At 64.6% G+C, this 25,054-nt stretch carries 17 protein-coding genes; 6 read left to right on the top strand and 11 right to left on the bottom strand.

The features are described from left to right. Positions 1-91: 91 nt before the first annotated feature. The 4 genes from rpsO to QNA11_RS02930 all read left to right on the top strand — a co-directional run bounded on the left by rpsO (position 92) and on the right by QNA11_RS02930 (position 4,663). Entirely contained in the window at positions 92-361 is a 270-nt protein-coding gene (gene rpsO / locus QNA11_RS02945) for a 30S ribosomal protein S15 (RefSeq protein WP_202073412.1), read from the top strand. 246 nt (positions 362-607) lie between these two features. Continuing rightward, the gene (pnp, locus tag QNA11_RS02940) at positions 608-2,761 is read left to right on the top strand and encodes a polyribonucleotide nucleotidyltransferase (protein WP_283481912.1); all 2,154 of its coding nucleotides are present in this window, start codon (positions 608-610) and stop codon (positions 2,759-2,761) included. Between the two features lie 69 nt (positions 2,762-2,830). Continuing rightward, positions 2,831-3,394 carry a hypothetical protein gene (locus QNA11_RS02935; protein WP_283481911.1) on the top strand — a complete coding sequence of 188 codons (564 nt, stop codon included), beginning with the start codon at positions 2,831-2,833 and terminating at the stop codon, positions 3,392-3,394. A 195-nt stretch (positions 3,395-3,589) separates the two neighbouring features. Further along, entirely contained in the window at positions 3,590-4,663 is a 1,074-nt protein-coding gene (locus QNA11_RS02930) for an AI-2E family transporter (protein ID WP_283481910.1), read from the top strand. A 262-nt stretch (positions 4,664-4,925) separates the two neighbouring features. Here the strand turns inward: QNA11_RS02930 and addA are convergent, their stop codons facing one another. The 9 genes from addA to QNA11_RS02885 all read right to left on the bottom strand — a co-directional run bounded on the left by addA (position 4,926) and on the right by QNA11_RS02885 (position 21,543). Next, positions 4,926-8,363, bottom strand: a complete 3,438-nt coding sequence (gene addA / locus QNA11_RS02925) for a double-strand break repair helicase AddA (RefSeq protein WP_283481909.1) — start codon at positions 8,361-8,363, stop codon at positions 4,926-4,928. Beyond that, on the bottom strand, positions 8,360-11,461 hold the full coding sequence (addB, locus tag QNA11_RS02920) for a double-strand break repair protein AddB (RefSeq protein WP_283481908.1): 3,102 nt from the start codon (positions 11,459-11,461) through the stop codon (positions 8,360-8,362). Before addB ends, addA begins: the two co-directional genes overlap by 4 nt. Before the next feature lie 2 nt (positions 11,462-11,463). Beyond that, on the bottom strand, positions 11,464-12,156 hold the full coding sequence (locus QNA11_RS02915; protein ID WP_283484151.1) for a nucleotidyltransferase family protein: 693 nt from the start codon (positions 12,154-12,156) through the stop codon (positions 11,464-11,466). A 25-nt stretch (positions 12,157-12,181) separates the two neighbouring features. Further along, positions 12,182-13,720: a tRNA (adenosine(37)-N6)-threonylcarbamoyltransferase complex ATPase subunit type 1 TsaE gene (tsaE, locus tag QNA11_RS02910; RefSeq protein ID WP_283481907.1), complete on the bottom strand. Its 1,539-nt coding sequence runs from the start codon at positions 13,718-13,720 to the stop codon at positions 12,182-12,184. Continuing rightward, entirely contained in the window at positions 13,717-16,233 is a 2,517-nt protein-coding gene (locus QNA11_RS02905) for a PAS domain-containing sensor histidine kinase (protein ID WP_283481906.1), read from the bottom strand. Before QNA11_RS02905 ends, tsaE begins: the two co-directional genes overlap by 4 nt. A gap of 384 nt (positions 16,234-16,617) precedes the next feature. Beyond that, positions 16,618-18,024, bottom strand: a complete 1,407-nt coding sequence (gene ahcY, locus QNA11_RS02900) for an adenosylhomocysteinase (RefSeq protein ID WP_283481905.1) — start codon at positions 18,022-18,024, stop codon at positions 16,618-16,620. A 112-nt stretch (positions 18,025-18,136) separates the two neighbouring features. Further along, a complete protein-coding gene (locus QNA11_RS02895) occupies positions 18,137-18,352 on the bottom strand; it encodes a hypothetical protein (RefSeq protein ID WP_281928138.1) in 216 nt (71 codons plus the stop codon). Between the two features lie 96 nt (positions 18,353-18,448). Further along, complete coding sequence (locus tag QNA11_RS02890) at positions 18,449-19,420, bottom strand: DUF4118 domain-containing protein (protein WP_246744906.1); 972 nt, start codon at positions 19,418-19,420, stop codon at positions 18,449-18,451. Positions 19,421-19,644: 224 nt separating this feature from the next. Continuing rightward, a complete protein-coding gene (locus tag QNA11_RS02885; RefSeq protein ID WP_283481904.1) occupies positions 19,645-21,543 on the bottom strand; it encodes a methyl-accepting chemotaxis protein in 1,899 nt (632 codons plus the stop codon). Positions 21,544-21,834: 291 nt separating this feature from the next. On the opposite strand from QNA11_RS02885, the gene QNA11_RS02880 reads away from it, so the two are divergent. Then, positions 21,835-22,335, top strand: a complete 501-nt coding sequence (locus QNA11_RS02880) for a tellurite resistance TerB family protein (RefSeq protein ID WP_202073423.1) — start codon at positions 21,835-21,837, stop codon at positions 22,333-22,335. Positions 22,336-22,341: 6 nt separating this feature from the next. Beyond that, the gene (locus QNA11_RS02875; RefSeq protein WP_283481903.1) at positions 22,342-23,145 is read left to right on the top strand and encodes an SDR family NAD(P)-dependent oxidoreductase; all 804 of its coding nucleotides are present in this window, start codon (positions 22,342-22,344) and stop codon (positions 23,143-23,145) included. A gap of 27 nt (positions 23,146-23,172) precedes the next feature. Here QNA11_RS02875 and QNA11_RS02870 read toward each other — a convergent pair whose 3' ends face one another. Both QNA11_RS02870 and rpmF read right to left on the bottom strand, forming a co-directional pair. Further along, a complete protein-coding gene (locus tag QNA11_RS02870) occupies positions 23,173-24,528 on the bottom strand; it encodes a transposase (protein ID WP_283481505.1) in 1,356 nt (451 codons plus the stop codon). Between the two features lie 244 nt (positions 24,529-24,772). Next, positions 24,773-24,961 (bottom strand): 50S ribosomal protein L32, encoded by a 189-nt coding sequence (gene rpmF, locus QNA11_RS02865; RefSeq protein WP_016919986.1) that lies wholly within the window; start codon positions 24,959-24,961, stop codon positions 24,773-24,775. Positions 24,962-25,054 lie beyond the last annotated feature (93 nt).

Here is a 25,054-nt window from a genome sequence, read left to right as displayed (position 1 = left end):
CCGGGCGGCGCCGTTTGGGATCGACCTCGCTGGACGACATCCCGGCCAAGGCCTCTCCCTGCGGGATACTTCCAACAAAAAGGAAAGACGGATGTCGATCACTGCCGAGCGCAAGCAGGCGCTCATCAAGGAATACGCCACCAAGGCGGACGACACGGGCTCGCCCGAGGTTCAGGTCGCGATCCTCACGGAGCGCATCGTCAACCTCACCGAGCACTTCAAGACGCATGTGAAGGACAATCACTCGCGTCGCGGCCTGCTGAAGCTCGTCTCCCAGCGCCGCCAGCTCCTCGATTACGTCAAGAAGCGGGATGAACCCCGCTACAAGAGCCTCATCGAGCGGCTCGGCATTCGCCGCTGATTTAAGCCTCGCGAAGGCGGCGCGCCCGCGCCGCTTTCGCATTTTTGGACCGCGAGCCTTCAGGCTCGCTGAAATTTGCGAGCCTGAAGGCTCGCCGTCCATCGGGCGCCGGCATGGGGCCGTCGCCAACAAACCGGCGCAAACCCGTCATGGCAGGATCGCCGGACGCTGCGTGGCGTTGAAACCCGCAGCCTCTCGCCGTCTTGCTCATGACGAAGCGCCGGCTTCGTCAGAGAAAGATCACACATGTTCCAAGTCCACCGCGAAGAACTCGACTGGGCCGGCCGCAAGCTCGTCCTCGAGACCGGCAAGATCGCCCGCCAGGCCGACGGCGCCGTTCTGGCGAGCTGGGGCGAGACCTCCGTGCTCGCGACCATCGTCGCCGCCAAGGCCCCCAAGCCGGGCCAGGACTTCTTCCCGCTGACCGTCAATTACCAGGAGAAGGCCTTCGCCGCCGGCCGCATCCCGGGCGGCTATTTCAAGCGCGAGGGACGTCCCTCGGAGCGTGAGACGCTGATCTCTCGCCTCATCGACCGCCCGATCCGTCCGCTCTTCCCCGACGCGTTCCGCTGTGACACCCAGGTCATCGTGACCGTGCTGTCGCATGACCTCGAAAACGATCCCGACGTCCTCGCCATGGTCGCGGCCTCCGCCGCGCTGACGCTCTCGGGCGTGCCCTTCATGGGCCCCGTCGGCGGCGCGCGCGTCGGCTATATCAACGGCCAGCTCAAGCTCAATCCGACGATCGAGGAGATGAAGCTCTCCGAGCTCGATCTCGTCGTCGCCGGCACGCAGGACGCCGTGCTGATGGTCGAATCGGAAGCCAAGGAGCTTTCCGAGGAGCTGATGCTCGAGGCGGTGATGACCGGCCACCGTGGCTTCCAGCCGGTGATCGACGCGATCATCCGCCTCGCCGAGCGCGCCGCCAAGGACCCGCGCGACCTGGTCGTTCCCGATCGTTCGGAAGTCGCCGCTTTCGTCTCGCGGATCGCCGAGGCCGAGCTGCGCGCCGCCTATAAGCTCACCGTGAAGCAGGAGCGCTACGCCGCCGTCGACGCGGTGAAGGCGAAGGTCATGGCCGAGCTCCTCCCCGAGGGCGAAGCGACGAACTTCACCAAGGAGGAAGTCGGCGAGGTCTTCAAGGAGCTGCAGGCCAAGGTCGTCCGCTGGAACATCCTCGACACCGGCATCCGCATCGACGGCCGCGACGTGAAGACCGTGCGCCCGATCGTCGCCGAAGTCGGCGTGCTGCCGCGCACCCATGGCTCGGCGCTCTTCACCCGCGGCGAGACGCAGGCGCTGGTCGTCGCCACGCTCGGCACGGCGGAGGACGAGCAGTTCGTCGATTCGCTCGAGGGCACCTATAAGGAGCGCTTCCTGCTCCATTATAACTTCCCCCCCTACTCCGTCGGCGAAACCGGCCGCATGGGTTCGCCCGGCCGCCGCGAGATCGGCCACGGCAAGCTCGCCTGGCGCGCGATGCACCCGATGCTGCCGGCCGCGGCCGAGTTCCCCTACACGCTGCGCGTTGTTTCGGAGATCACCGAGTCCAACGGTTCGTCGTCCATGGCGACGGTCTGCGGCACCTCGCTCGCGCTGATGGACGCCGGCGTGCCGATCAAATCGCCGACGGCGGGCATCGCCATGGGCCTGATTCTGGAAGGTGAGCGCTTCGCCGTGCTCTCCGACATTCTCGGCGACGAGGATCACCTCGGCGACATGGACTTCAAGGTGGCGGGCACGTCGAATGGCGTGACCTCGCTGCAGATGGACATCAAGATCGCCGGCATCACCGAAGAGATCATGCGCGTCGCCCTCGGCCAGGCCAAGGAAGGCCGCTTGCACATCCTCGGCGAGATGGCCAAGGCCATCACCACCTCGCGCGCGGAGCTCGGCGAATTCGCGCCGCGCATCGAGACCTTGAAGATCGCGACCGACAAGATCCGCGACGTCATCGGCTCGGGCGGCAAGGTGATCCGCGAGATCTGCGAGAAGACCGGCGCCAAGATCAACATCGAGGACGACGGCACGGTGAAGGTCGCCTCCAGCGACGGCAACTCCATCAAGGCGGCGATCAACTGGATCAAATCCATCGCCTCCGATCCGGAAGTCGGCGCGATCTATGAAGGCACGGTCGTGAAGACCGCGGACTTCGGCGCCTTCGTGAACTTCTTCGGCGCCAAGGACGGCCTCGTCCATATCTCGCAGCTCTCCAAGCAGCGCGTGGCGAAGACGACGGACGTGGTGAAGGAAGGCGACCGCGTGAAGGTGAAGCTCCTCGGCTTCGACGATCGCGGCAAGGTGCGCCTCTCCATGCGCGTCGTCGATCAGGAGACGGGCGAAGACCTCGAGGCCAAGGAAAAGGCCGAGAAGGAAGCCGCCGCCGCCAATGGCGAGTGAGCGCTAACGCACAGTTTTGAACATCGAGCCGCCCGATAACTCGGGCGGCTTTTCTTTGAGGGGGCAATAATGCGCAGACTGGTTATGATAGCGGCGACGGTATGCCTTGCGGGAGCGGCGCAGGCCGAACCCGATTTCTCCACCGTTCTCGATTCCAAAACGCTGTCCTTCACGGACGGCAATACGGACCGCGCCGTTCTGGTCGAGAACGGCGACTCCGCGGCCGATCTTTACCTCTATCTCAATCTCGAACCGGCGCGGGACATCGCGAAGCCGCTCAAGCCGGCGCTCGTGAAGAAGAGCGTGGCCTGGAGCGGCGGCATGTGGGGCACGCGCCCCTCGCTGGAGACGACCGCCAGGGGCTCGTTGCTGATCAAGTCGGAAAACACCGGCGTCGGCAGGGACCGCTGGACCCAGACGCTCACGGTCGTCTATCGCAACAAGGACTTCGTCGTCGCCGGCCTCACGCGCGAATCCTACGACACGCTCGACCCCAACGCCGCCCATAGCTGCGATCTCAACTTCCTCAGCGGCAAAGGCAAGCGCGACGGCAAGGCGATCGAAGTCAAAACGCCCGCGAAGAAACTCGAGAGCTGGTCCGAGGACGCGCTTCCGAAGGAATGCGTGTTCTGAAAATGAATGCGCGCACCGGATGCCGCCGGCGCGCGCCTCCCATTACACGCGCAGCCGCAGCAGTAGAGTTTTAGCCACGTTTTCCGAGCTTCGACGAAGCTCGCCTTCGCCGCAGGCGCAGATCGCAGGCAATATGCGCGTTTGCCCACGCCCGAGACGCCTTATCTAAAAGGGCCCGACACTGCGGAGAGGCCGATGGCGGATCGAATAAAAGTGGAAGAGGCGCAGCTCGTGGAGCTCACCACCGGCGGCGAGCCGATCGACGTCTATCTTCTCGTCCGGCTGGGCTTCACCGCCCTCTTCGTGATTGTCACGGCGCTGATCGTCGAGCCTTACTTTGCGAGCCTCACCTGGGCGCTCGTGCTGGCTGTGCTCTTCGTGCGCCCGCATCGCTGGTTCGAATCTCGTGTCGGCCCCAATACCGCGGCGGCGTTGTCCGTAACGAGCGTCGCGCTCATCATCGTCGCGCCCTTGCTGTTCATCTCGCAACGCCTCATCGCCGAGGCGCTGGCCGGCGTGACTTACATCCAGAAGGCCGTTTCCGAGGGAAACTGGGGCGCGTTTCTCGACGCGCATCCTTGGCTGAAATGGCTGGGCGAGCGCGTCGATGCGCCGACCATCGCCGCCCGGATCGGCGAATTCCTCACCAACATCGGCGCGTCGCTGCTCAAGCAGTCGACCGGCCAGGCGATCACCCTCGTTCTCGCCTTCTATCTGCTCTTCTTCTTTTTGCGCGACCGGCGCGCGGGTCTCGACGCCCTCGTGCGTCTATCGCCCTTCTCGAATGTAGAGACGGGCAAGCTCATCATACGCGTGCGCGACACCATTCATGCGACGATCTTCGGCACGCTCGCCGTCGCGGCCCTGCAAGGCGCGCTCGGCGGCTTCATGTTCTGGTGGCTCGGCTTCCCCTCGCCCGCGCTCTGGGCTGTCGTGATGGGCGTCATCTCCATCATCCCCGTGCTCGGCTCTTTCGTCATCTGGATACCGGCGACGATCTATCTCTTTCTTGAGGATCGCTGGGCCGACGCCATCACGCTTGCGCTTTGGGGCGGCGTGGTCATCTCGACCGCGGACAATGTCGTGCGTCCCTTGCTCGTCGGCGAAACCCTGCGGCTGCATACGGCGCCCGCTTTCGTCGCCATGCTCGGCGGCCTTCAACTCTTCGGCGCCCACGGTTTGATCCTGGGCCCCATCGCCTTCACGATGACGACGCTCATGCTGGAATTCTGGCGCCGTCGCAGCGACCCGGAGCTTCAGGAGAAGTGATATACAGTCTTCTCTGTTTGAACAGCTCGCATTGGCGCCTGTCATTCCCGGCGGGCTGAAAGCCCGACCGGGAATCCGGCCCCCATCGTCATTGCGAGGAGCGAAGCGACGAAGCAATCCAGGGCCGAGGCGGGGCTCTGGATTGCTTCGCTTCGCTCGCAATGACGGCGCTGGTTTTGCTCTGGATTCACGATCGCTCGCTACGCGAGCGTCGGGAATGACAGGCGCCAAAACGAAAACGGGACGCGTCGTTTGCCGCAGCTCAACCGTTCTTCAGGGCCAGCGCCAACGCCGCATCGAGCGCCGCGTCATCCGCTTCCACGACAGACGCAGTCTCGGTCCAAACAATAAAGCAGCGCGCCTTCTTTTGCGGATAAAGCGGCGCGAGCGCCGCCCTGTAGAGCGCGAGCTGACGAAGCTGAGTTGCGTCGAGCGCCTCGCGCGGGCGGCTCGTCTTGAAATCGGCGATCAGCAATTCATCGTCCGTCTCGGCAAGCCGGTCGATGCGGCCCGATACGACATGCCCTTCCGCAAGCGCGGAGACGATGTCGACCTCGGCGGCCGAGCGCGGCCCGAAGAGCTGCGCGAGCCGCGGATCTGAAACCACTGCCATCGAAGCCTCGACGATCTGTGCGCGCGTGGCGTCGTCGAGCGTTGCGCCGCGCAGGTCGACGAAGCGCTTGGCGGCCTCTTCGCGACGCGGCGGCGGACACTCGGGAAGATGCTGCAGCAAAGCATGCGTCAGACGCCCGATCAAAATGCGCGCGGCGTCGCTCTTCCTGGGCGCCGCGCCATGGAGATCGCCAAGCGCATCGGCGCCTGCCAATGCGCTCGACGGCCGCAAAGGCGGCATGGGCGCGCTCTCACGCGGCGCGGGCGCGCGCGCAAAGGATGGAATTTCGACGCTGCTGGAGACCGCGTCGCCGCACGCAAGATCGTGGCGCAACGGAACGTCGCCACGACTCAGAATGTATCCATCGGGCGCGTCGGGATCGTCGCGTTCTTTGCAGCTTTCCTTCAAGGCGTCGACGATCATCTTGTGCCAGCAGCCATCGGCGGGCCCCTTCTCGCCGTGGTATCCCGCAATATAGAGCCGCTCCTCGGCGCGCGTCATGGCGACGTAAAGCAAGCGCCGATGCTCCGCGCGTTCGGCCTCGCGATGCGCCTCGCGCGCGGCGGTAATGGCGGCAGGGTCGCTGTCCTTGCCGCGCGACCAGACGAGCGAGAGCGCGTCTTCGTCGCCGAGCGTGAAGAGTTTGGGATCGTGTTTTCCCGATGGGGCGCCGCAGGTGTCGGGCAGAAACACGATCTTTGCTTCGAGCCCCTTCGCCGCATGGGCGGTCATCACGCGCACGGCGGCGCCTGCCGCCTCCATGTCGCGCTTGATGGAGAGATCGAGCCTCTCCACCATCGCCAGAAAGCCGACGAGCGAGGGCGACTCTTCACGCTCGAATGACAGCGCGAGCCGCAGAAATTCGTCGATCGCGTCATTAGCTTCGGGCCCCAGACGCGCGACGACACGGCGCCGCCCCTCGCCCGGCCCGAGTATCTTCGCGTAAAATTCAAACGGCGCCAGCGCGAAGGCGTCACGCCGCCAGCTCTCTATCAAGCGCGCGGCGGCGCGATAGCGTTCGTCTTCGGCTTGCGCAAGCGCATCAAAGAGCGAAGCGGGCCTGGGCGGCGCGAGCTTGATGAGATCGTCGTCATCAAAGCCGAAGATCGGCGACTTCAAAAGCGTCGCGAGCGTGAGATCGTCCTGCGGGAGCAGCACGACGCGCCCCAAAGCGACGAGGTCGTTCACGGCGATATGGGCGCCGAGATCCAGCCTGTCGGCGCCGGCGACAGGAACATTCTCCGACTTCAGCGCACGGATCAGCGCTTCGAAGAAAGCGCCGCGCTTGCGCACGACGATGAGAATATCGCGCGGCTCGACGCGCCGCGCCGTCTTGTTCTCGTGCACGCACTCGCCGCTCTCGGGCGCCAAAAGAGCGCGAATTTTTTTCGCGATTCTGCGCGCGAGACGTTCGGGCGGATCGCTCGATGTGGCGTAATCGAGCGGCAGGCGCCAGTCCTCGGGCTCCTCCTTGCCGGATGGGCCGATCGGCTTCCAAATCTCGACAAGCGCCGGAAGGTGGCTTTTCGCCGCCTCATGTTTAAGTGGCGGCTTGTTCGGATCGGAGTCGCAAGTTAAGCCGACGTCATTATCCGCAAAGTTGAACACGTCGTCGACGGCGGCGAGGACGCCTGGCGCCGAGCGGAAGGATTCAACGAGCCGCACATATTCGAAACGCTGTTCGACAGCGAGAAAGCCACGCTCGAAGCTGCGCCGCATGGCGTCGAATTTCTCCGGCGCCGCGCCCTGGAAGGAGAAGATCGACTGCTTGTCGTCGCCGACGGCGAAGAAGCTTCGGGCCAAGCGCCTCGCGCCGACGCCCGCGCAAAATTCCTTGGCGATCGCGGTGAGAATGTCCCATTGCCGCGCGCTCGTATCCTGCGCCTCGTCGAGCAGGATGTGATCGATTTGCGAGTCGAGCTTGTAGAGCACCCATGACGGATTGGAGCGATTGAGCAGGCGGCGCGCCCTTTCGATGAGATCGTCGTAATCGAGGAGATTGCGGTAGCGCTTCGAGCGCTCATATTCGGCGATGATCGCGTCGCCGAGGAGCGCGAGCGCCAGGGAGCGCTCGACCACAGCCGCCGCTTTGCGTTTCTCGATGAGCGGCCCCAGCCGGTCGCGCTCCTCCTCCAATCGTTCCAGCAGGCCCGGCGCGCGTTTTTGCAATCCGCTCGTGATGATCTTTGTTTTTTCGCCGCCGCGCGGCGTTCCCTTGTCGGTGTAGAAGACAGAGACGTAACTATCGGCGCGCTCGGCTAGCGGCGCTGGCGCCATCGCTCGCTTGAGATGTTCGGCGAGCTTCTTGTCGTTGGCCGAACCGAGTTGCAGCAACGCCAATAGCTCGGGCCATGTCTCAAAGCCCTCGACCATCTCCGCTTCGATTTGCGCAAGCGTCTCGTCCTCTTTGAGACCGAGGCGGCTCCGCAAGCGACGCGCATAGTCTTCTCGATCGAAAGCCTGCGCCAGCGCGTCGCGCTTGGTGAGCAGCTCGTTGCAGAGATCGTCGAAGCCATTCTCCGTCGTCTCCTGCGCGACGAGCGTCAACGCGTCGTGCAACTCGCCCGCACTCCGCATCGCTTCTTGGATCGCGCGCAGCTTCGAGGTCTGCAAGAGTTCAGCGCGCGCCATGTCGTCGAGCACGCTGAAGCCCGCCGGGGCATTCGCCTCTAGTGGAAAAATATGCAGCAGCTTTTCGCAGAAAGCGTGGATCGTCTGGATTTTCAGGCCACCCGGCGTCTCCACCGCGCGCGCGAACAGGCGGCGCGCGAAATCGAGCTGCGCGCGCGTCGGCGCGCCCGCGCCCATCTCCTCGATTTCCCTGGCGAGCGCATCGTCGTCCAGCAAGGCCCATTGCGCCAGCCTGTCGAAAATACGCGTCGACATATTGGCGGCAGCGGCCTTGGTGAAGGTCAGGCACAGGATCTGCGAAGGGCGCACGCCTTCGAGCAGCAAACGCAACACGCGTTGCGTGAGCACATAGGTCTTGCCGGAGCCCGCATGCGCCGACACCCATGCCGACACGCGCGGATCGGAGGCCTTATGCTGGGCGCGAACAGTCATCGAGACGAAGATGCGGTCGCTCATGCGCCCTCTCCGCCGCCGCGCGACCATTCCTTCACGCGCGCGAGATGATCATAATCGCCTTCATGCGCAACGAGCGCCACAAAGGGGCGCGACGGATAGGGCGTCTCGGGGTTGCGATATTGCGAGAGCATCTTCACGAGTTCTTGCGCGTGCTTCGCTACCACCTCTTCGAATGAGGCGCCGTCGAATTTCAAAAACTGCGTCTTACCACCGTCCTTCAACCCCACATAAGCGGCGCCAGAGACGACATGCGCGCCAATCTCCTTGAACGCGCCCGCCTCAACCATCGCCGCTTCGAGGGTGAGCTGCGGCGCGAAACCCGCCTGCACCTGCTTCATGCTCGGCGGCTTGCCAGTCTTGTAGTCAAAGACGCAGGCTCTCTTATCGGGCCCGATCTCGATGCGGTCCGCCTTCGCCGTCAGCGTGAAACTCGAGCCGTCGATCAGCGGAATCGCCCAAGACGCCGATTTCTCTATGAAGATGACGCCACCTTCCTCGCGCCTTTGCGTTTCGAAGTCGAGGGCGTGATCGAGCCCGGCCATGAGCCTCGGCCAGACAAAGGTCTCGAAGGCCGGATCGGAAAGGAATTCCTTCAAACACGCGCGTGCGATCTCCTGAAGCTCCTCGCGCGCCGTCGGCGGCAGAGGACCGCTCGGGTGACTCTTCACGAAGGTTTCGAGCGAGTCATGAACCGCCGTGCCGATCTCGCGCGGGCCGAGTTCGACGCCTAGCGGATCGAGCGGCTTCAACTTCAGAATATGCTCGGCGAAGATTGCGTAAGGGTCGCGCCGCAAGACTTCGATGCGCGTGACGCTGAGGCTCTCTGGACGCAAGTCGATGGGCGGGCATGGCGCCGGCCGCGACAGCGTCGTTGTTTCATCGGCGCCTGGCTGATCGAGCGCGGTTGCGATGGCGAGCATTTTTGCGCCGCGCTCGCGGCAAGCGTCGATGGCTTCCCCGGCGAGCGCTTCGAGGCGTGTGAGAAAGCGAGATGCGACCGTCGGCGAGCCATCGCGTTTGGCGGCGCGGCTGAGCACGACGCGTTTCGCGCCGAGTCCCATCATGAAGTCATGCGCGCTCTGTCCGATACGTCGTTCGGGCGGCGAGAGCCCGAGCTGCGCGCGCATCGAACGATTCAGAAAGGCGCCCGTTTCCGTCTGCGGCGGCCAAATGCTTTCGTCCAGTCCCGCGAGCAGCATGAGGTCCGCCTCGATGAGGCGCGCTTCGAGAGGACCGAGAATTTTCAGGCGCGGATGCGCGCGCCGCGGCCCTCGCAAAGTTGTTTCGAACACAATGCGATCGAAGAGCGCCGCATAGGCCGATGCGGTGAAGCCCGATGGCGCATCGGCGCGCGCGAGTCGCTCGAAAAGATCGAAGAGCGCTACCGCGCCTTCGTCATCGGTCTCTTCAGCCCCTTGGGCGATCGCCTCGAAGGCCGCGCGATGCGCGCGCGCGAAAGCCCGCAAATCCTGTGCGTCGCGCAAGGAGAGAAGCGGCGCCAAGGCTGCTTCCATATCTCGCAAAAGCGACTCGATCTGCCCCCATTGTGCGGCGTCGATGCGGCGCGCCGCAGGATGCGCGCGCCAATCGCCCGCCGCCCGCTGCGCTTCCGCCGCCCGTTGCGCATAACCAGCCGCGCTTGCCGGCAAACCCCGCAGCGCGCCGATCTCGACGAGCGGCGCCAGCGCCGCAATCTCTTCCCGCGTGTGACCAAGACGCGTGAGCGGATGCGCAAGCAGCGACGCGATGGCGATGGCGTCGAGCCCCGTCGCGCCGATCCCGGCCAGCTCCCGCGCCAGCGCGCCCGCTTGCGTCGAGGCGAGCGACGCGCCGCCGGAATCGTCGATCTCGATCTCGAAGCGCCGCAACTCGGCGGCGACGCGCCGCGCGATTGTGCGGTCGGGCGTAACGAGGGCGGCGGTTTGGCCGGGCGTCTCCAGCGCCTCGCGCAGGAACAACGCAAGCGCGAGCGCCTCGGCCTGCTCGTCGGGCGCTTCCAGCAGGGCGACGCCGTCGAGCGCGGCATCGAAACTCGCGCTGTGAGCGCTTCGGAAATCGCGCCACACGGCCGTCGCATCCGCCGGCAACATCGCTTGCGAGACGAGCCGGCGCCGCTCGGCGCGCATATCGGATGTCGATAGCTCGCGCACGTCTTCGCGCGTCAATTGCATCACGCCGAGCAGGCGCTTCAGCATGGTCTGCGGATGGGTGAACGCAGGCTCGCCGTCGCCCTCCCCCACTTGCGCCCAGGCGGCGTCGCTCATGTCGAGACCGAGGCCCGGCAACACCACGGCGCCATTGTCGCGCGCGGCGATGGCGGAGAGCAGTCGCGCCGTCGTCGGCTGCGCGCCGGTCGAACCGATGGCGATCACCGGCGCGTGATCCTGGCTTTCCGAGAGCTTCGCGATCTGCGCTTCGATCAGGCGCTTCTGACGCGCCGAGGCGTCGATGCGGCCCATCTCCTGCAGCATCTGCGGCCATTGCTGCAAGGCGATGCGCAGGAAGGTCGTGGTGATCGACCAATAGGGATCGAAGGCGCTGTCGTCGATTGCTCGATCTATGGCGTCAGCAGGAATGTCCTCGATGATGAATTCGTCGATCAGCGCGCTGAGGTCCGCTGCAAGCGCATAGGCGCCGGCGGGCGAGGAGGCGACGAGGAAAGGCTCGCTTTCGTCGTAGATGAAGTCGCCCTGCCCATCCGCTGAAACGATGGCGGCGCCGACCGCCTCGGACCATTTCACGATGAGCTGCGCCAGCAGAAGACGCCGCTCCAGCTCCTCGATTTGCGGCAGCGCGGCGGCGTCGAAATCATCCGAGAAATCGCCAAAGAGCGCGGTTGTCTCGCGCTCCTCCAATCCGCCGAGCGGCAAGATGCGCGGCAAGAGCGTTGCGCCTTTGTCGAAGGCGCGGGCGAATTGCGTGCGAAGGGCACGCGCCGCGCGTTGCGTCGGCACATAGATCGTCGTTCGCGCCATGGCGAGCGGCGGCGTCTCGCGCGAAAGCCCGGAGACGATCTCGCCTGCAAGAAAGGCCTCGACGAAGGTTTCGAGAAACGGCGCGCCCGGCGCAATGGTGAAGACGTTGCGCCTGACGCCCAAACTTATCTCCCTTGCGCGTGGATCGCTTTCTCAGCCTCGGCGATCGCCGCGACCGTGCCGACGTGAAGCCAGAGTCCCGTGGAGACGACGCCGAAAAGGCGCCCTCTTTCGGCCGCCGAAAAAAAGAACGGCGCAAGCTTGAAGACGTCGCTGGACTCTTGCGCGAAAAGCTGCGGCTTGATCAGGCCAACGCCGGAATAGACATAGGGCTTGGGCCCGGCGCGGCGGATGATGCGGCCTTCGTGAGAAAGATCGAAGTCGCCATCCCAATCGACGCCGACGCTGCCCTGCGTCGGCGCAAGCAGCAGCGCGGCGTCCATTTCATCGGCGTTCCACGCTTGCGCGAGCGCGAGGAGATTGGATTGCGGCGCGCCGAACCAGAAAGCGTCGGTGTTGCAGATGAAGAAGGGGTCGTCGCCGATGAGCGGCAGAACCTTCTTGATGCCGCCGCCCTGATCGAGCAGCACAGCGCGTTCGTCGGAGATCACGATGCGCGGCTCGCGGCGATCGGCGAGATGCGTTTCGATCTGATCGGCGAGATGATGCACATTCACGATCGCCGTCTCGACGCCTGCGCGCGCGAAATCATCCAGCGCGCGGTCGATCAGCGTGCGGCCGGCGACCGTCACCAGCGGTTTGGGCGTCTTATCGGTGAGAGGCCGCATGCGCGTGCCGAGTCCCGCCGCGAAGACCATGGCGGTCTTCGGCATGGCGAGGCGCTCAGCCGTCACTGAAGAGTCCTGGCAGATTGGCTTCATACCAGGCGTTTATCTCAGCCAGAGCCGGGTGTCGCAAGCTCTTCTTCAGATAGGCTTCCACCCGCGGCATATGCGCCAGATATTGCGGCTTGCCGTCGCGCTGGTTGAGGCGCGCGAAGATGCCGAGCACTTTGGTCGCGCGCTGCGCGGCGAGCGTCATATAGGCCTTGGCGAAGGCCGCCATGTCGAAGCTCTCATCCGCATCGCGCCGCAGTTTGGCGTAATGGGCGAGGAGCTTCACCTCGAGCTGGTCCGGCACAGTCACGCGCGCGTCCTGGCCAAGGGAGGCCATATCGTAAGCAGGGTGGCCGAGCACGCAATCCTGGAAGTCGATGACGCCGACGCGCTTGATCCCCTCGCGGCCCTCGAGCCAGATGAGATTGGGCGAATGATAATCGCGCAGCGTCCATGTCGGCTGGGCGCTGGCGATTTCCAGCAGCGCCTGACGCCAGAGATTAGCGAAGATGGCGCGCGCGCCGGAGGCGACGCTCGCTTTTTTACGCGCGACATACCATTCGAGCAGCAGATCGACCTCGACCAGCAGCGCATCCATGTCATAGGGCGGAATGTGATAATTGCCCGCGCCATCGACCGGCAGCGTATCCGGCAGCTTCTGCGAATGAAGATGGGCGAGCGCGCCGGCCGCTTCGAGATAGCGTTCGTGGATCGGCCCGTTCTCGTCGACGACGCCTTCGCGGCCGAGGTCTTCGACGATGAGCAGACCGGCGGCGATGTCCTGGCCAAAGATTTCCGGCGCCGAGAGGCCATGCGCGCGAAGCCCATTCGCAATGGCCACGAATGGCTTCACATTCTCGGCGAGCCGCGCGATGGCGCTGTAGGATTTGCCGTAGCGGATCGGCGGGCCGTCGGGGCGCGGCGGCGAGATCATCAGGATCGCCCGCTGGCCGTCCGGCCTTTCCAAAGTCTCATAGGCGCGCGTCGAGGCGTCGCCCATCAGGAAGCTGCGTTTGGCGTCGCTCCACCCCTCGCGGCGCAGAAACTCGCGCAGCGCCTTGAAGGAGCCAAGCCGTTGCGCGAAGGCGCCATGGCCGGAGATGGTGACGCGCCGCGCGTCGCGATTATCGATGTCAGCGAAGCTCAGGCGCACGTCGAGGCGGTCCGGCGGAAGAACCTCCGGCGCACGCTCGGCCCATTCCACGAGGACGATGGCGTCCTCCACCGCTTCTTCCCAGCCCAGGCCGGAAAGCTCGGACGACGAGTCGATGCGGTAGAAATCGGCGTGAACGATGCGAATCTCGTCGCTCTCGTAGACCTGCATGAGCGTGAAGGTCGGGCTTGGCGCCTCGACCGCCGGATCGTCCATCAGCTTGCGGATGAGCGCGCGGGCGAAGGTCGTCTTGCCGGCGCCGAGGTCGCCGGCGAGCGTTACCGTATCGCCGTTTTCGAGCAGCGAGGCGAGATCCTGCGCGAGGGCGGCCGTCGCCGCCTCGTCTCTGACTTCCACGCGCCAGACGGTTTTCCCTACGGCTTCGTCCGTCACTCGGCGCCTCCTTCATGCGCGATCAACCGCGCTTCTTCTTCGGCCGCAAGGGCCGGAAAGACGCAAGTGACGGTCGTCCCCTCGCCCGGCGCCGTGTCGATGAACACTTTCCCGCCGTGAAGCTCCACGAAAGCGCGCACGATGGAGAGGCCGAGACCGACGCCGCGGTGGCGCGAGCCGGCGGTATGCGACTCGAAACGCTCGAAGACGCGCTCCAGAACCTCCGCCGGAATGCCGCGGCCGTGGTCGGTCACCTTGAACACGACCTCATCGCCGCGGCGCAGGGCGGCGAGCGTCACGGTCTGGCCAGGGCGAGAGAAGCCGATGGCGTTGGACAGCAGATTGAAGAGCACCTGCCGCACGCGCTTGGCGTCGCCGCGGAACGTCCCGATGTCGTCCATGGCGATGATTTGCACGTCGATCGAGTTCTCGGCAAGGCGATCCTGAACGCCTTCGATGGCGGCGCCCATCGTCGCGCGCACATCGACGTCGGAGAGCTCCAGCTCCATCGCGTCTTCGTCGATGGTGGCGAGATCGAGAATATCGTCGATGATCGCGAGCAGCGCCGCCGACGATTTGCTGACATAGCCCAGATATTCCATCTGGCGCGGATTGAGCGGTCCGGTCGACTCTTCGCCGAGAAGATGCACGAATCCGTTGATGTTGTTGAGCGGCGACCGCAACTCATAGCTGACGTGGTGGATGAAGTCGTTGCGCAGCTTCTCGGCCGCGATCAGCGCAGCGTTGCGGTCGGTGAGCGCGCGCTCGACGTTCACATCGGCCGTCACATCGACGAAGGTCAAGAGCGCCGCGCCTTCGAGCAGAGATTGCGCCGTGCAATCCAGCACCATGCCGTCGCTGCGCTCGATGCGCCGCGTGAAGCCTTCGCGCATATCGTTGAAGCTCGTCACAAAGCCCTTCAGCGCCGCCCAGGTGTCGTCATTATCGTGCAGCGTCTTGCACTGCGTCACGATCGCCTCGAAGCGTGGCTTTTTGGCGAGCACGTCGGGATCGAGCCGCCAGAGTTCCGCGAAGGCCGGGTTGCAGAAGCTCAGCCGTCCATCGGCGCCGAACACCGCGACTCCCTCGTGCAGCGTCTCCAGCGTCTCGCTTTGCGTGCGATTGAGCGCGTTGAAACGCGTTTCGAGATCATAGGCTTTGGTTGTGTCGTCGTAGAGGTAAGTGACGCCGCCCTGCGTGTTGGGATGGGCGACAACCTCGAGGATGCGCCCGTCCGGCAGATGCCAGGTGTGGCGAACGGGCTCCGGAGAACGATAGGCTTCGAACAGCCGCTCCTTCCAGGCCTTATAGTCGGATTCGACCGGCATGCGCTCGCCGGCGCGCAGGCGATCGAGAATTTCGCCGTCGGTCGGCTTGTGGTCGAGGAAGCGCGGTTCGAGCTGCCAGAGCTTGGCGTAGGCGTCATTGTGATAGACGAGCCGCCGCCCGCGATCGAAGATCGCGACCGCCGTCGGCAATTGATCGAGCGTGCGCACATGCGATTGCATCTGCTGCTGGAGATCGGCGCGCACCGTCTCCACCTCGTGCTGGTCTATGGCGATCGACGCCGCCATGGGCCCCGCCGCCTGCGTCACATCGAGCATATGACGGGCGCCCGCAACGACCGCCGGCACGCGCGCGCGCCACGCCACGCCCTTGGCGATCGCCTTCGCGGCTTCCGATCGGGCCGACTGATCCAAAAGCTCCAGGCCGCGCGCAATGGCGTCGGCGGGATCTTTCGCCTCGACGGCGGATGCGTAAGCGCTGTTGACGAAAGCGAGCCGGCCGTCGGCGTCGCGCGCCCAGACGGGGGTCGGCGAGGCTTCCAACAGCGCATGCAGGCCGGAAAGCTCCTTTTGCGTTTCGGCGTAGCGCTCGCGCAGGCCGATGAGCTCCAGCCGGTCGCCCGAGACTTCGCGAATGCGCAATACGGCGCTGCCGCCGACCGCGCGGCCGTCTGCATCGAAATGCCGGCCGACCGCGCCCGCGAGCTGCAGACGGAAGGACTCGCCGCTGTTGCGGAGGCGCTCGACGGCGGCTTCGAGGTCTTGCGCGCCCTTCGGAGCCAGCCAGCTCCCGAAGGCGAGGATGCGCCGCGGCGAAATCGCCGCATCGGATGGGAGCAGCGTCGACGCGCTGACGTCGGGCTCGCTGTCCGGGGTCGTCCAGGCGATGAAGACCTGCGGCTCGCTCGCCATGAAGGTCTTTATGCGATCGAGCCGCGCGCGCGCGTCTTCGAGCTCCTCCAGCAGCTCGGTCTCGCGCCGGCGCCAGCCGTTACGCTCGCCGATATGGGCGATGGCCACCACGGCGGAAAACAGGGCGAGCCCGCCGCTGAGGGCGAAACTGACGACATTCGAGTCGAAAGGAATATCCGCAACGAGCGCCTGCGCGAGCGCCGGCGTCGCGAAAAGCGCGGCGAGCGCCGTTGCGCCATTCGCAACAGCGCAACGCAAACCACCTGCCCCGGCATATTGAAGCTTCTGAGAATTCGTTTGGCGGCGCCGCGTCATGAAGGACAGGATTCCTTTCGCGCGCAAACCAGCTCTGGCGTCATGAGACCAAGCTCCAAGAGATCATCGGGGTGCTCATCACATCAACGCCGCGGGACCGCACAGATTGCGCAATTTCCCGCCAGGACGCGCGCGCGGACTCCCATCGCCCCCGGGGTGAGGGCGGCAACACATTCGGCCCGGCTGTTACACTGCGCCGACGACGCTCGATACGAATCGCCTCAATCTAAAACGCGATGGGCCAAAACGGAATCCGATTTCTATTAGAAATTGACTAAAAAATGCGGCCCCGCTCCATGGAGGGGGCCGCAAGGCATGGGAAACCGAAAGCTGACGGCGGGCCGGGAGGGGTTTCTGGCCAAACCCCGCCCGTAAACGCCGGGCTCAGTAGCGGTAGTGATCCGGCTTGAACGGGCCGTTCACCGGCAGGTTGAGATAGGTCGCCTGCTGATCGGTCATCTTGGTGAGCTTCACGCCGATCTTGTCGAGGTGGAGGGCCGCGACCTTCTCGTCGAGATGCTTGGGCAGCGTGTAGACGCCCGTCGGATACTGACCCTGCTTCGTGTAGAGCTCGATCTGCGCCAGCGTCTGGTTGGTGAAGGACGCGGACATCACGAAGGACGGATGGCCCGTCGCGTTGCCGAGGTTCACGAGGCGGCCTTCCGACAGCAGGATGATGCGCTTGCCGTCCTGGAACTCGATCTCATCGACCTGCGGCTTCACATTGTGCCACTTGAGATTGCGCAGGCCGGCGACCTGGATCTCGGAGTCGAAGTGGCCGATGTTGCAGACGATGGCGCGGTCCTTCATGGCGCGCATGTGCTCGATGGTGATGACGTCGACATTGCCCGTCGCCGTGCAGAAGAGGTCGGCGCGCGGCGCCGCGTCTTCCATCGTCGTGACCTCATAGCCTTCCATCGCCGCCTGCAGGGCGCAGATCGGATCGATTTCGGTCACGAGCACGCGGCAACCGGCGTTGCGCAGCGAAGCCGCCGAGCCCTTGCCCACATCGCCGAAGCCCGCGACGCAAGCGACTTTGCCGGCCATCATCACGTCGGTGCCGCGGCGGATGCCGTCGACGAGCGACTCGCGGCAGCCGTAGAGATTGTCGAACTTCGACTTGGTGACGGAGTCGTTGACGTTGATCGCCGGCCAGAGGAGCTTGCCCTCCTTGTGCATGACATAGAGGCGATGCACGCCCGTGGTCGTCTCTTCGGTGACGCCCTTGATCGTCTCGGCGTTGCGCTTGTACCAGCCCGGATTGGCCTTCAGGCGCTTCTTGATGGCGGCGAAGAGGACTTCCTCTTCTTCATTGGTCGCCTTGTCGAGGAAAGCCGTGTCGCCGCCCTCGGCGCGCAGGCCGAGATGGATGAGGAGCGTGGCGTCGCCGCCGTCGTCCAGGATCATGTTCGGGCAGCCGCCGTCGGCCCATTCGAAGATCTTGTGGGTGTAGTCCCAATAGTCTTCGAGGCTCTCGCCCTTGCGCGCGAAGACCGGCGTGCCGGTGGCGGCGATGGCGGCGGCGGCGTGGTCCTGCGTCGAATAAATGTTGCAGGAGGCCCAGCGCACGTCGGCGCCGAGCGCCTTCAGCGTCTCGATCAGCACGGCCGTCTGAATGGTCATATGCAGCGAGCCGGCGATGCGGGCGCCCTTCAGCGGCTGCGACGCGCCATATTCGGCGCGCGTCGCCATCAGGCCCGGCATTTCGGTCTCGGCGATGTTGATTTCCTTGCGGCCCCAATCGGCCAGCGAAATGTCGGTGACGGCGTAGTCATTGAAATGAGCGGTCATGCGAATCCTCTACTCGCGAAGGCCGGCGCCCCGGCGTTGAGCGCCTATAGCAAAGGCGGAAGGTGAAGGCAATAAAGATATAAAGATTTGTTTATGTGATGACCGTCACTCCCTATTCAATGCCCTCACGCCGCTGGAGCGCGCGCTCATCCCCGCCCGAGTTTCGTAAGAACTCCTTCAAGGCCAATTGCATCAACAGCCGAACGATCGCCACGGACAGCGGCTCATTCGCCACAGCCGCCAGGGACAGACGCATCGCCTTAGCGAGTTCCTGCTGGATCATAAGCTCGTCTTGCGCCTGATCGGAATTGTCATTGTCGGGCAGCATTTTAGGAGACTCCCTGAGCCTCCCGAACGCACGGAAATTTAGGTAGTTCCCACTAGGAAAAATTACGGCAGAGGCCCGAAGATTTACGCGGCGCGATCACTCATGCGCGAATTCGACGCTCAACGCCGTGCCCGCGCCGGGGGCGACTTCAAGCGAGCCGCCGAGCTGGGTCGCGAAAGCCTCCATAATGCCCATCCCGAGGGAGCTCGACTCCGTCTCTTGGGCGCCAGCCATTCCCGGCCCATCGTCTTTGATGACGAGATGGAGGTGTCCCTTCTCGTTCTTCGACAGGGCGACGTCGAAGCGCGTTCCCAATCCTTTGGAGAACACATGCTTTGCGGCGTTGAGCGCCGCCTCGTTCACAAGGAGCGTCATAGCGGTCATCTGATCAATCGAGAGGTCGGCGGCGCCGCTGACATCCACCGTGACTTTGACGGGCAAATCGTGGAAGGCATGGCCAAGCATTTCCCTTAGCAACGGCTCGAGCCCATTCACATAAGCTAATCCGTCATGAAGGCGGCGGTGCAACTCGGACATTGCAAGGATGCGCGACTCGGCGTCGCTGAGGGTCTCCGCCGCGACCACAGGGTTCCGCAAATTGCGCTGGGCGTTGCGCAGCAGCGCCACGACGAGCTGCAAATTATTGGCGACGCGGTGCTGCAGCTCGCGGAAAAGCGTCTCCTGAACCGCCTTCGCCAATTCCACGCGCCTGATCGTCTCCCGCAGGGCCGCCACCAGAACGATATTGAAGCCGCCGACGAGCAGGAAGGCGACAAGCGCGCCGACGCTGGGGCTGTCCGTCAATTGGAAAGAACTCGCCGGCTCCAGAAACAAATACCAGGCGGCGAGAGCCGAGAGGGAAAGGACGAAGACTCCCTGGAGCCAGCCGCAGAGAAGCGTCGCGGCGACGATAGCCGGATGAAAGGTCAGAAATTTCATCCCTGCCAGAACCGGCTCGAGGAGAATCCGCGCCGCAAGACTCGCCGCAAACAACAGCAAGGCGACCGCCCAGGGCAAAAGACCCCGGCGCTTGATGGAGGCGGTGTGGATTTTATGGACCCAGGGCATGCGCGCCTCTGCTCGATAATCGACCGAGCTTGGACTGAGATGCTTGTTAACGAGCTGGACCGGCGTCTGGTTCCATAGGGCGCAGAGCGCACGCGGCGCGTGGGAGGCGCCGAACAGCGATCAAAGAAACGGACGATCCGGCGCCTAGGGAAAGGCGCCGCGCCATCGCGACGACGGAGTGTCGGCAGTAGAGGCGGCTTGGCGCCGCCCCTTTAACCCGGCAATTAAAACTCGTCCCAATCGTCCTGTTGCGGCGCGAGGGCCGCGCCGCCCCTGCCGACGGATTTCATGGCGACGACGGGAGCCGCCGCCGGCTTGGCCACCGCCCGGACGGACGCCAGCGCATCCTGCGTCAGCCGGAAATCCCTCACAGTGAGGGCGAGATTGCTCGTCTCCTCCTGAAGCGCACGGGAGGCGACAGTCATCTCCTCCGCCATTTGCGCGTTCTTTTGCGTGTTCCGGTCGATCTGCGAGACGACGGAATTCACATCCGTGAGGCCCGCGGCCTGCTCGCGGGCGCTGGAGGCGATATCCGCGACGGCCCGTTCCAGATTGAACACATTCGTGACGATTTTCCCCAGCGCAGTGCCGGCGAGGCCCACGAGCTCCACGCCCTGCGCAACCTCCGTGGAAGAAGCGGAAATCAGGGTCTTGATCTCCTTCGCGGCCTCGGCCGAGCGCTGCGCCAAAGCGCGCACCTCCGACGCGACCACGGCGAAGCCGCGGCCCGCCTCGCCCGCGCGCGCCGCCTCCACCCCGGCGTTCAGCGCGAGGAGATTGGTCTGGAAAGCGATCTCGTCGACGACCGCAATGATCTGCCCGATGCTCTGCGAGGATTTCTCGATGAGATTGATCGCCTCCACGGCGCGGCGGACCACGGCGCCGCTTTCCTCCGCCTCCGTCCGCGTCGCGCCGACGATCTTGTTCGCCTCCCCGGCGCCAACGGCGATGTGCCGCGCGCTCTCGGTGATCTCATGCAAGGCCGAGGAGGCGCGCTCCAGGCCCTCGGCTTGCTGCTGGGCCTGCCCGGAGAGTTCCTCGGCGGCCGAGGCGATCGATTCCGCGCCGGGCGTAATCGCGCCGACGCCGGATTTCACGACAGCGACGGCGTTTTCGAGCTGCTCGATGGCGGCGTTGAAGTCGAGCTGCAGCCGGGCGTAGGCCTCCGGCAAATCGCGATCCATACGATAGTCGAGGTTCTTGGCGGACAACTCCGAAAGACCGGCGCCGATGGAGGCGGAAACCAGCTCCCGCTCGGCTAGGATCGCCCGTTCCTCGGCCAGGCGGCGCTCTTCGCGATGGCGATGCTCGTCTTCCGCCGCGCGCAACCGGCTTTGTTCGCGCTCGATCAAGGTCTCACGGAACAGATCGACCGCGCGGGCGACCCCGCCGATCTCGTCTGAATTGTTCGTGTAAGGCACGCTTTCGCCGTAGCGTCCCTCGGTCAATTGCTCGAGATAGGCGGCGAGCGCGCCGAGCGGCTCGCATGATCTGCGCCGCAGATAGCGGATGACCGCCCACATGCTCACGAAGACGAGCGCGGCCAGACCGAACATCAGCGAGAGGAAGAGTTTCGCCTCAAAGGCGGCATTGGCCTCGGCCTGCGACGAGAACTCGTTGGCCTTCACCACCATTTCATCGACGACGGCGCGGTGCGCGTTATAGGCGCTGGTGAGCTCCGCCATGGCGCGGGAAATCTGCGTCGAATCGCCGGATTTCAGCGCGGCGGGCAAAGACGTCTCGATCGTGCGCCAGAATTTCTGAACGTCGTCGTCCGAGCGCGCGACAAGCGCCTTCAGCTCTGCGGGGAGCACCTCGGACCTTCGCCAGAATTCGCGCCGCGCGGAATAGTCGGACTTCAATTGCTGAACGCGCTCGAGATGCGCCTGCATTTCCTTGGGCTCGCGCAAGGCAAGATGCGCTTCGAGATAAGATTCGATCACATAAGCGGGCGGCGGCAGAATATCCGCCACGAGATCCTTGCCGGCGACGATCTTTTCATAAGCGGGCCCGCCGATCTCCAGGCGATGAAGCGCGACGCTGCTGGCGAGCAATGAGACCGCGAAGCCCGCAAGTATCAGACATGCGCTCAACGAAAACAGCTTGGATATCGTTAAACGCATATGGCCTCCTGGAGAGCGTACGTGATTGCGCTCGCGCGTGGGCGCGAGTGAACCATGGAAAAACGGGGGTGAAGGGAACAAGCGCGCCGGCGTCATGCCCGCGAAAGCCGGCTCCGCCGACGTCAAGATATTCTGAGACCAAAGCCTAAAATGTCGTAAATAGTTCGAGATATATTTCGGAGTCCGATCAAGGGGCGCGGGCGCCTCACGCTCGCCCAACACGCTTGCCCTACCCTTGCGCGCGCCCCTGCTCTATAGCAACGCAACCCCATCCTTTCGGCTTGGCTCACCATGTTAGACGCGCTCAGATCCTTCATCACCGAACTCACCGGCGACGCCAACGCGCCCAAACCCGTCGAGGCGGCCGATTACCAGCTCGCGGCCGCCGCCCTGCTCGTCAATATCGCCTCGATCGACGGCGACTTCGACGACAACGAGAAGGCGCGCATCCAGCTCCTCGTCGAGACGCGCTTCGGGCTTCCGCCGGACGAGGCCCGCGCCCTCATCCAGCAGGCTTGCCAGAACGAGCGCGAGGCCGTCGATCTTTATCATTTCACCAGCGTGCTCAAGCGGCGGCTCGACGAAGACGGCCGCAAGCAGGTGATCGGCATGATGTGGGACATGGCCCATGCCGACGGCACGGTGCATGAATTCGAGGAAAACGTGGTCTGGCGCGTCGCCGAGCTTCTCGGCGTCTCGACGCGGGAGCGCGTCGAGCTGCGTCGTGAGGCGCGCGAGGCGCTGGAGAACCCGCCGCCGCTGGACGGCCCCTGGTCCCGCCCCAAGGAGTGACGTTTCATGACGCAATTTTCGAATGCCCGTCCGGCGGCCGTCGTCACCGGCGCGTCGGAGGGAATCGGCGCCGAGCTTGCCCGCGTCTTCGCCGCAAAAGGCCATGAGGTGGCGATTGTCGCCCGGCGCGGCGACCGGCTGGCGGCGCTGGCCGACGACATCGCCGCCAAGGGCCACAAGCGCCCGATCGTGGTCGAGCTGGACCTCCTCGCCGAAGGCGCCGCGCAGACGCTCGCCGCGCGGCTCACTGAGGCCGGGCTCGCGCCGCAATATCTCGTCAACAACGCCGGCTTTGGCCTTATCGGCGCCATCGCCGATCTCGATCAGGCCGAGCAGCTCGCCATGATCGACCTCAATATCCGCGCGCTGACCGCTCTGACGCTGCGCTTCCTGCCCTCGCTGACGCAGACCAAGGGCGGCGTCATGAATGTCGCCTCGGTCGCCTCCTTCATGCCGGGGCCGGGCTTTGCTGTCTATTACGCCACCAAGGCCTTCGTGCGCTCTTTCAGCGAGGCGATCTCATACGAGCTGAAGCCGGCCGGCGTGAAAGTGTCCTGCCTCTGCCCCGGCCCGGTGCTGACCGGCTTCCAGGCCCGCGCCGGCATGAGCTACGACGGGCTGATGAGCGCGATGAAGCCGGCGCTGGTGCCGGCGGAGGAAGTCGCGCGCCAGGGCTATGAGGGGCTGATGGCCGGAAGGCGCGTCGTCGTCCCGGGGACCATGAACAAGTTCATGGTCTGGAGCGCCCGCCTCTCGCCGCGCGCGATTCTGCTGCCGCTGCTCGGGACAGCGCAGATGAAACGGGTTTAACAGCGCGGTGACGAAGTCGCAGCTTGATTAATCGGGTTCCGGAGCGGCGATGACGGCGAGCAAGGCCGGCGCGCCGCCGATGTCGGCGATGATGACGATGCCCGTGGCGCTATCTGTCCGAATAACGAACAAAAAGGCGTTTCTGGCCGCCTCGGCGCGTTCTCTTGGCGTCCCGCAGCCGACGAGGGCGCGCATCAGGACGCCAAGATTGAAGCCTGCGACGTGGATCAGATAGCGCTTGGCGATGTTCTCGCGACCGCGAAGCCAAGCCCGGCGCATGCCGCCGCCATCCAGCACATGGGCGAAGCTGCGTTCGACCAGCTCACCGCGCTTGCGCATGGCGGCGCGTCCAACGCCCGATTTCAGCCGTGCGCGGTTGGCGTAAACGGCGTCGCGCGCTTCTTCGTCTCCATGCCAGCGCAAATAGCCCTTCGCCGGCAAAGGCTCGCTGATCCGGCTCTTCCACTCGCCGTCGTCAAGGCCTTTCAAAACCTCGCGCGAATGATAGCCTTTGTCCGCGATGATTTCGCAAGGATCGTCCGGCGTCGGCGCGAGGCCGACAGCCGAGAGATTGGCCTTCGCCGTCTCCAGCGTGTCGCCAAGCGTCGTCGTATCGCCCTTGTCCGCCTCGTGGATCGGCGCGGCGACGATCACGCCTGTGTCGAGGTCGACCGCATGTTCCGGCTTGTAGGCGAGATGCGTCGTTCCGTCCTTCATCCGCGCGATCTTCGCCTCGGCGTCCGTGGCGCTCGTCCAATCGTCGTTCGAGAGCTTCTTGCCTTTGCGCTTACGGTCGAAACGCGCCAAATCCTCGGCGTTCGGCGTCGCGATCCCGCTTTCCTTCGCCATGCCCTCGAGCATTGCGCGATAGGTCTCGCCATTGTCGCGCCGCACGATGCTGCGCAGCGCCGCGTTCGCCTCCATGGTCGAGCCGTCGACGCCGATGCGCTCGCCCTTCACGAGGCCGCGCTCGGCGACGAGCTTCAAGATGAAACCGAATACCTTCTCGTGAACCTCATGCGGCAGACGCGAGCGCGTCTTCGACAGCCATGAATGATCCGGGACTTTCTCGCGCGTCGATAGCCGCAAGAAATCCCGCAACGAAAAGGAATCCGCGCAGCGCCATACGATGCCGCGTTCGCTGTCGAGCCCTTCGAAGTAGCCCACCATGTGCATGCGGAAATAGCGCCCTGGTGGCAACGAGGGCGCGCCCATCTTCGCCGCGTAGTAGGGCTTGCAGGCGTTCTCGACGAAAACGTCGAAGCCCGCGTCCAGTAGAACCTTCTGAAGCTCGTCGTAAAATGCGTGCCCCGGAGAGCGCGGCAGATCCGCCCAGCCGACAACCAGATCTTCCTGCGTCCCCGTCTCACGCCGCATCGCCATCGAACCAACCTCGGCCGAATCTCACTTGGAAACGGAATCAGTCAGACGCGACTTCGTCAACGGGCTGTTAACTGACGGGAATCCGCCCTCGCCCTTCGAGACGCGCCCTGCGGGCGCTCCTCAGGGGGTGAGGGCTGATAGGAGCCAGAAACGAAAAACCCCTCATGCTGAGGAGCCTGCAAAGCAGGCGTCTCGAAGCACGAGGGGTTTTTCGTTTTAAGGACAAGAGGGCCCGAAAGCCCGCTTATTCCTCGGCCGACTTGACCTTGAGCACCTGACGGCCGCGATACATGCCGGTCTTCAGATCGATATGGTGCGGACGGCGCAGCTCGCCCGAATCCTTGTCCTCGACATAGGTCGGAGCCTTCAGCGCATCGGCGGAACGGCGGAAGCCCCGCTTCATCGGGGAGGTTTTTCTCTTCGGAACGGCCATTTTCTTGTCTCTCTAAACAGCGAAGGCCGCGGGCGTTGCGCGCCGCGCGGCGGAAACTGGTGCCGGGCGTATACTCGAAAACATGCCCCGTGG

Origin of the sequence: Methylocystis sp. JR02, assembly GCF_030063565.1 — a bacterium.
GTDB classification, from domain to species: domain Bacteria; phylum Pseudomonadota; class Alphaproteobacteria; order Rhizobiales; family Beijerinckiaceae; genus Methylocystis; species Methylocystis iwaonis.
The sequence above is the reverse complement of the archived record's forward strand: the minus strand, read 5'-3'. Positions and strand labels throughout refer to the sequence as shown.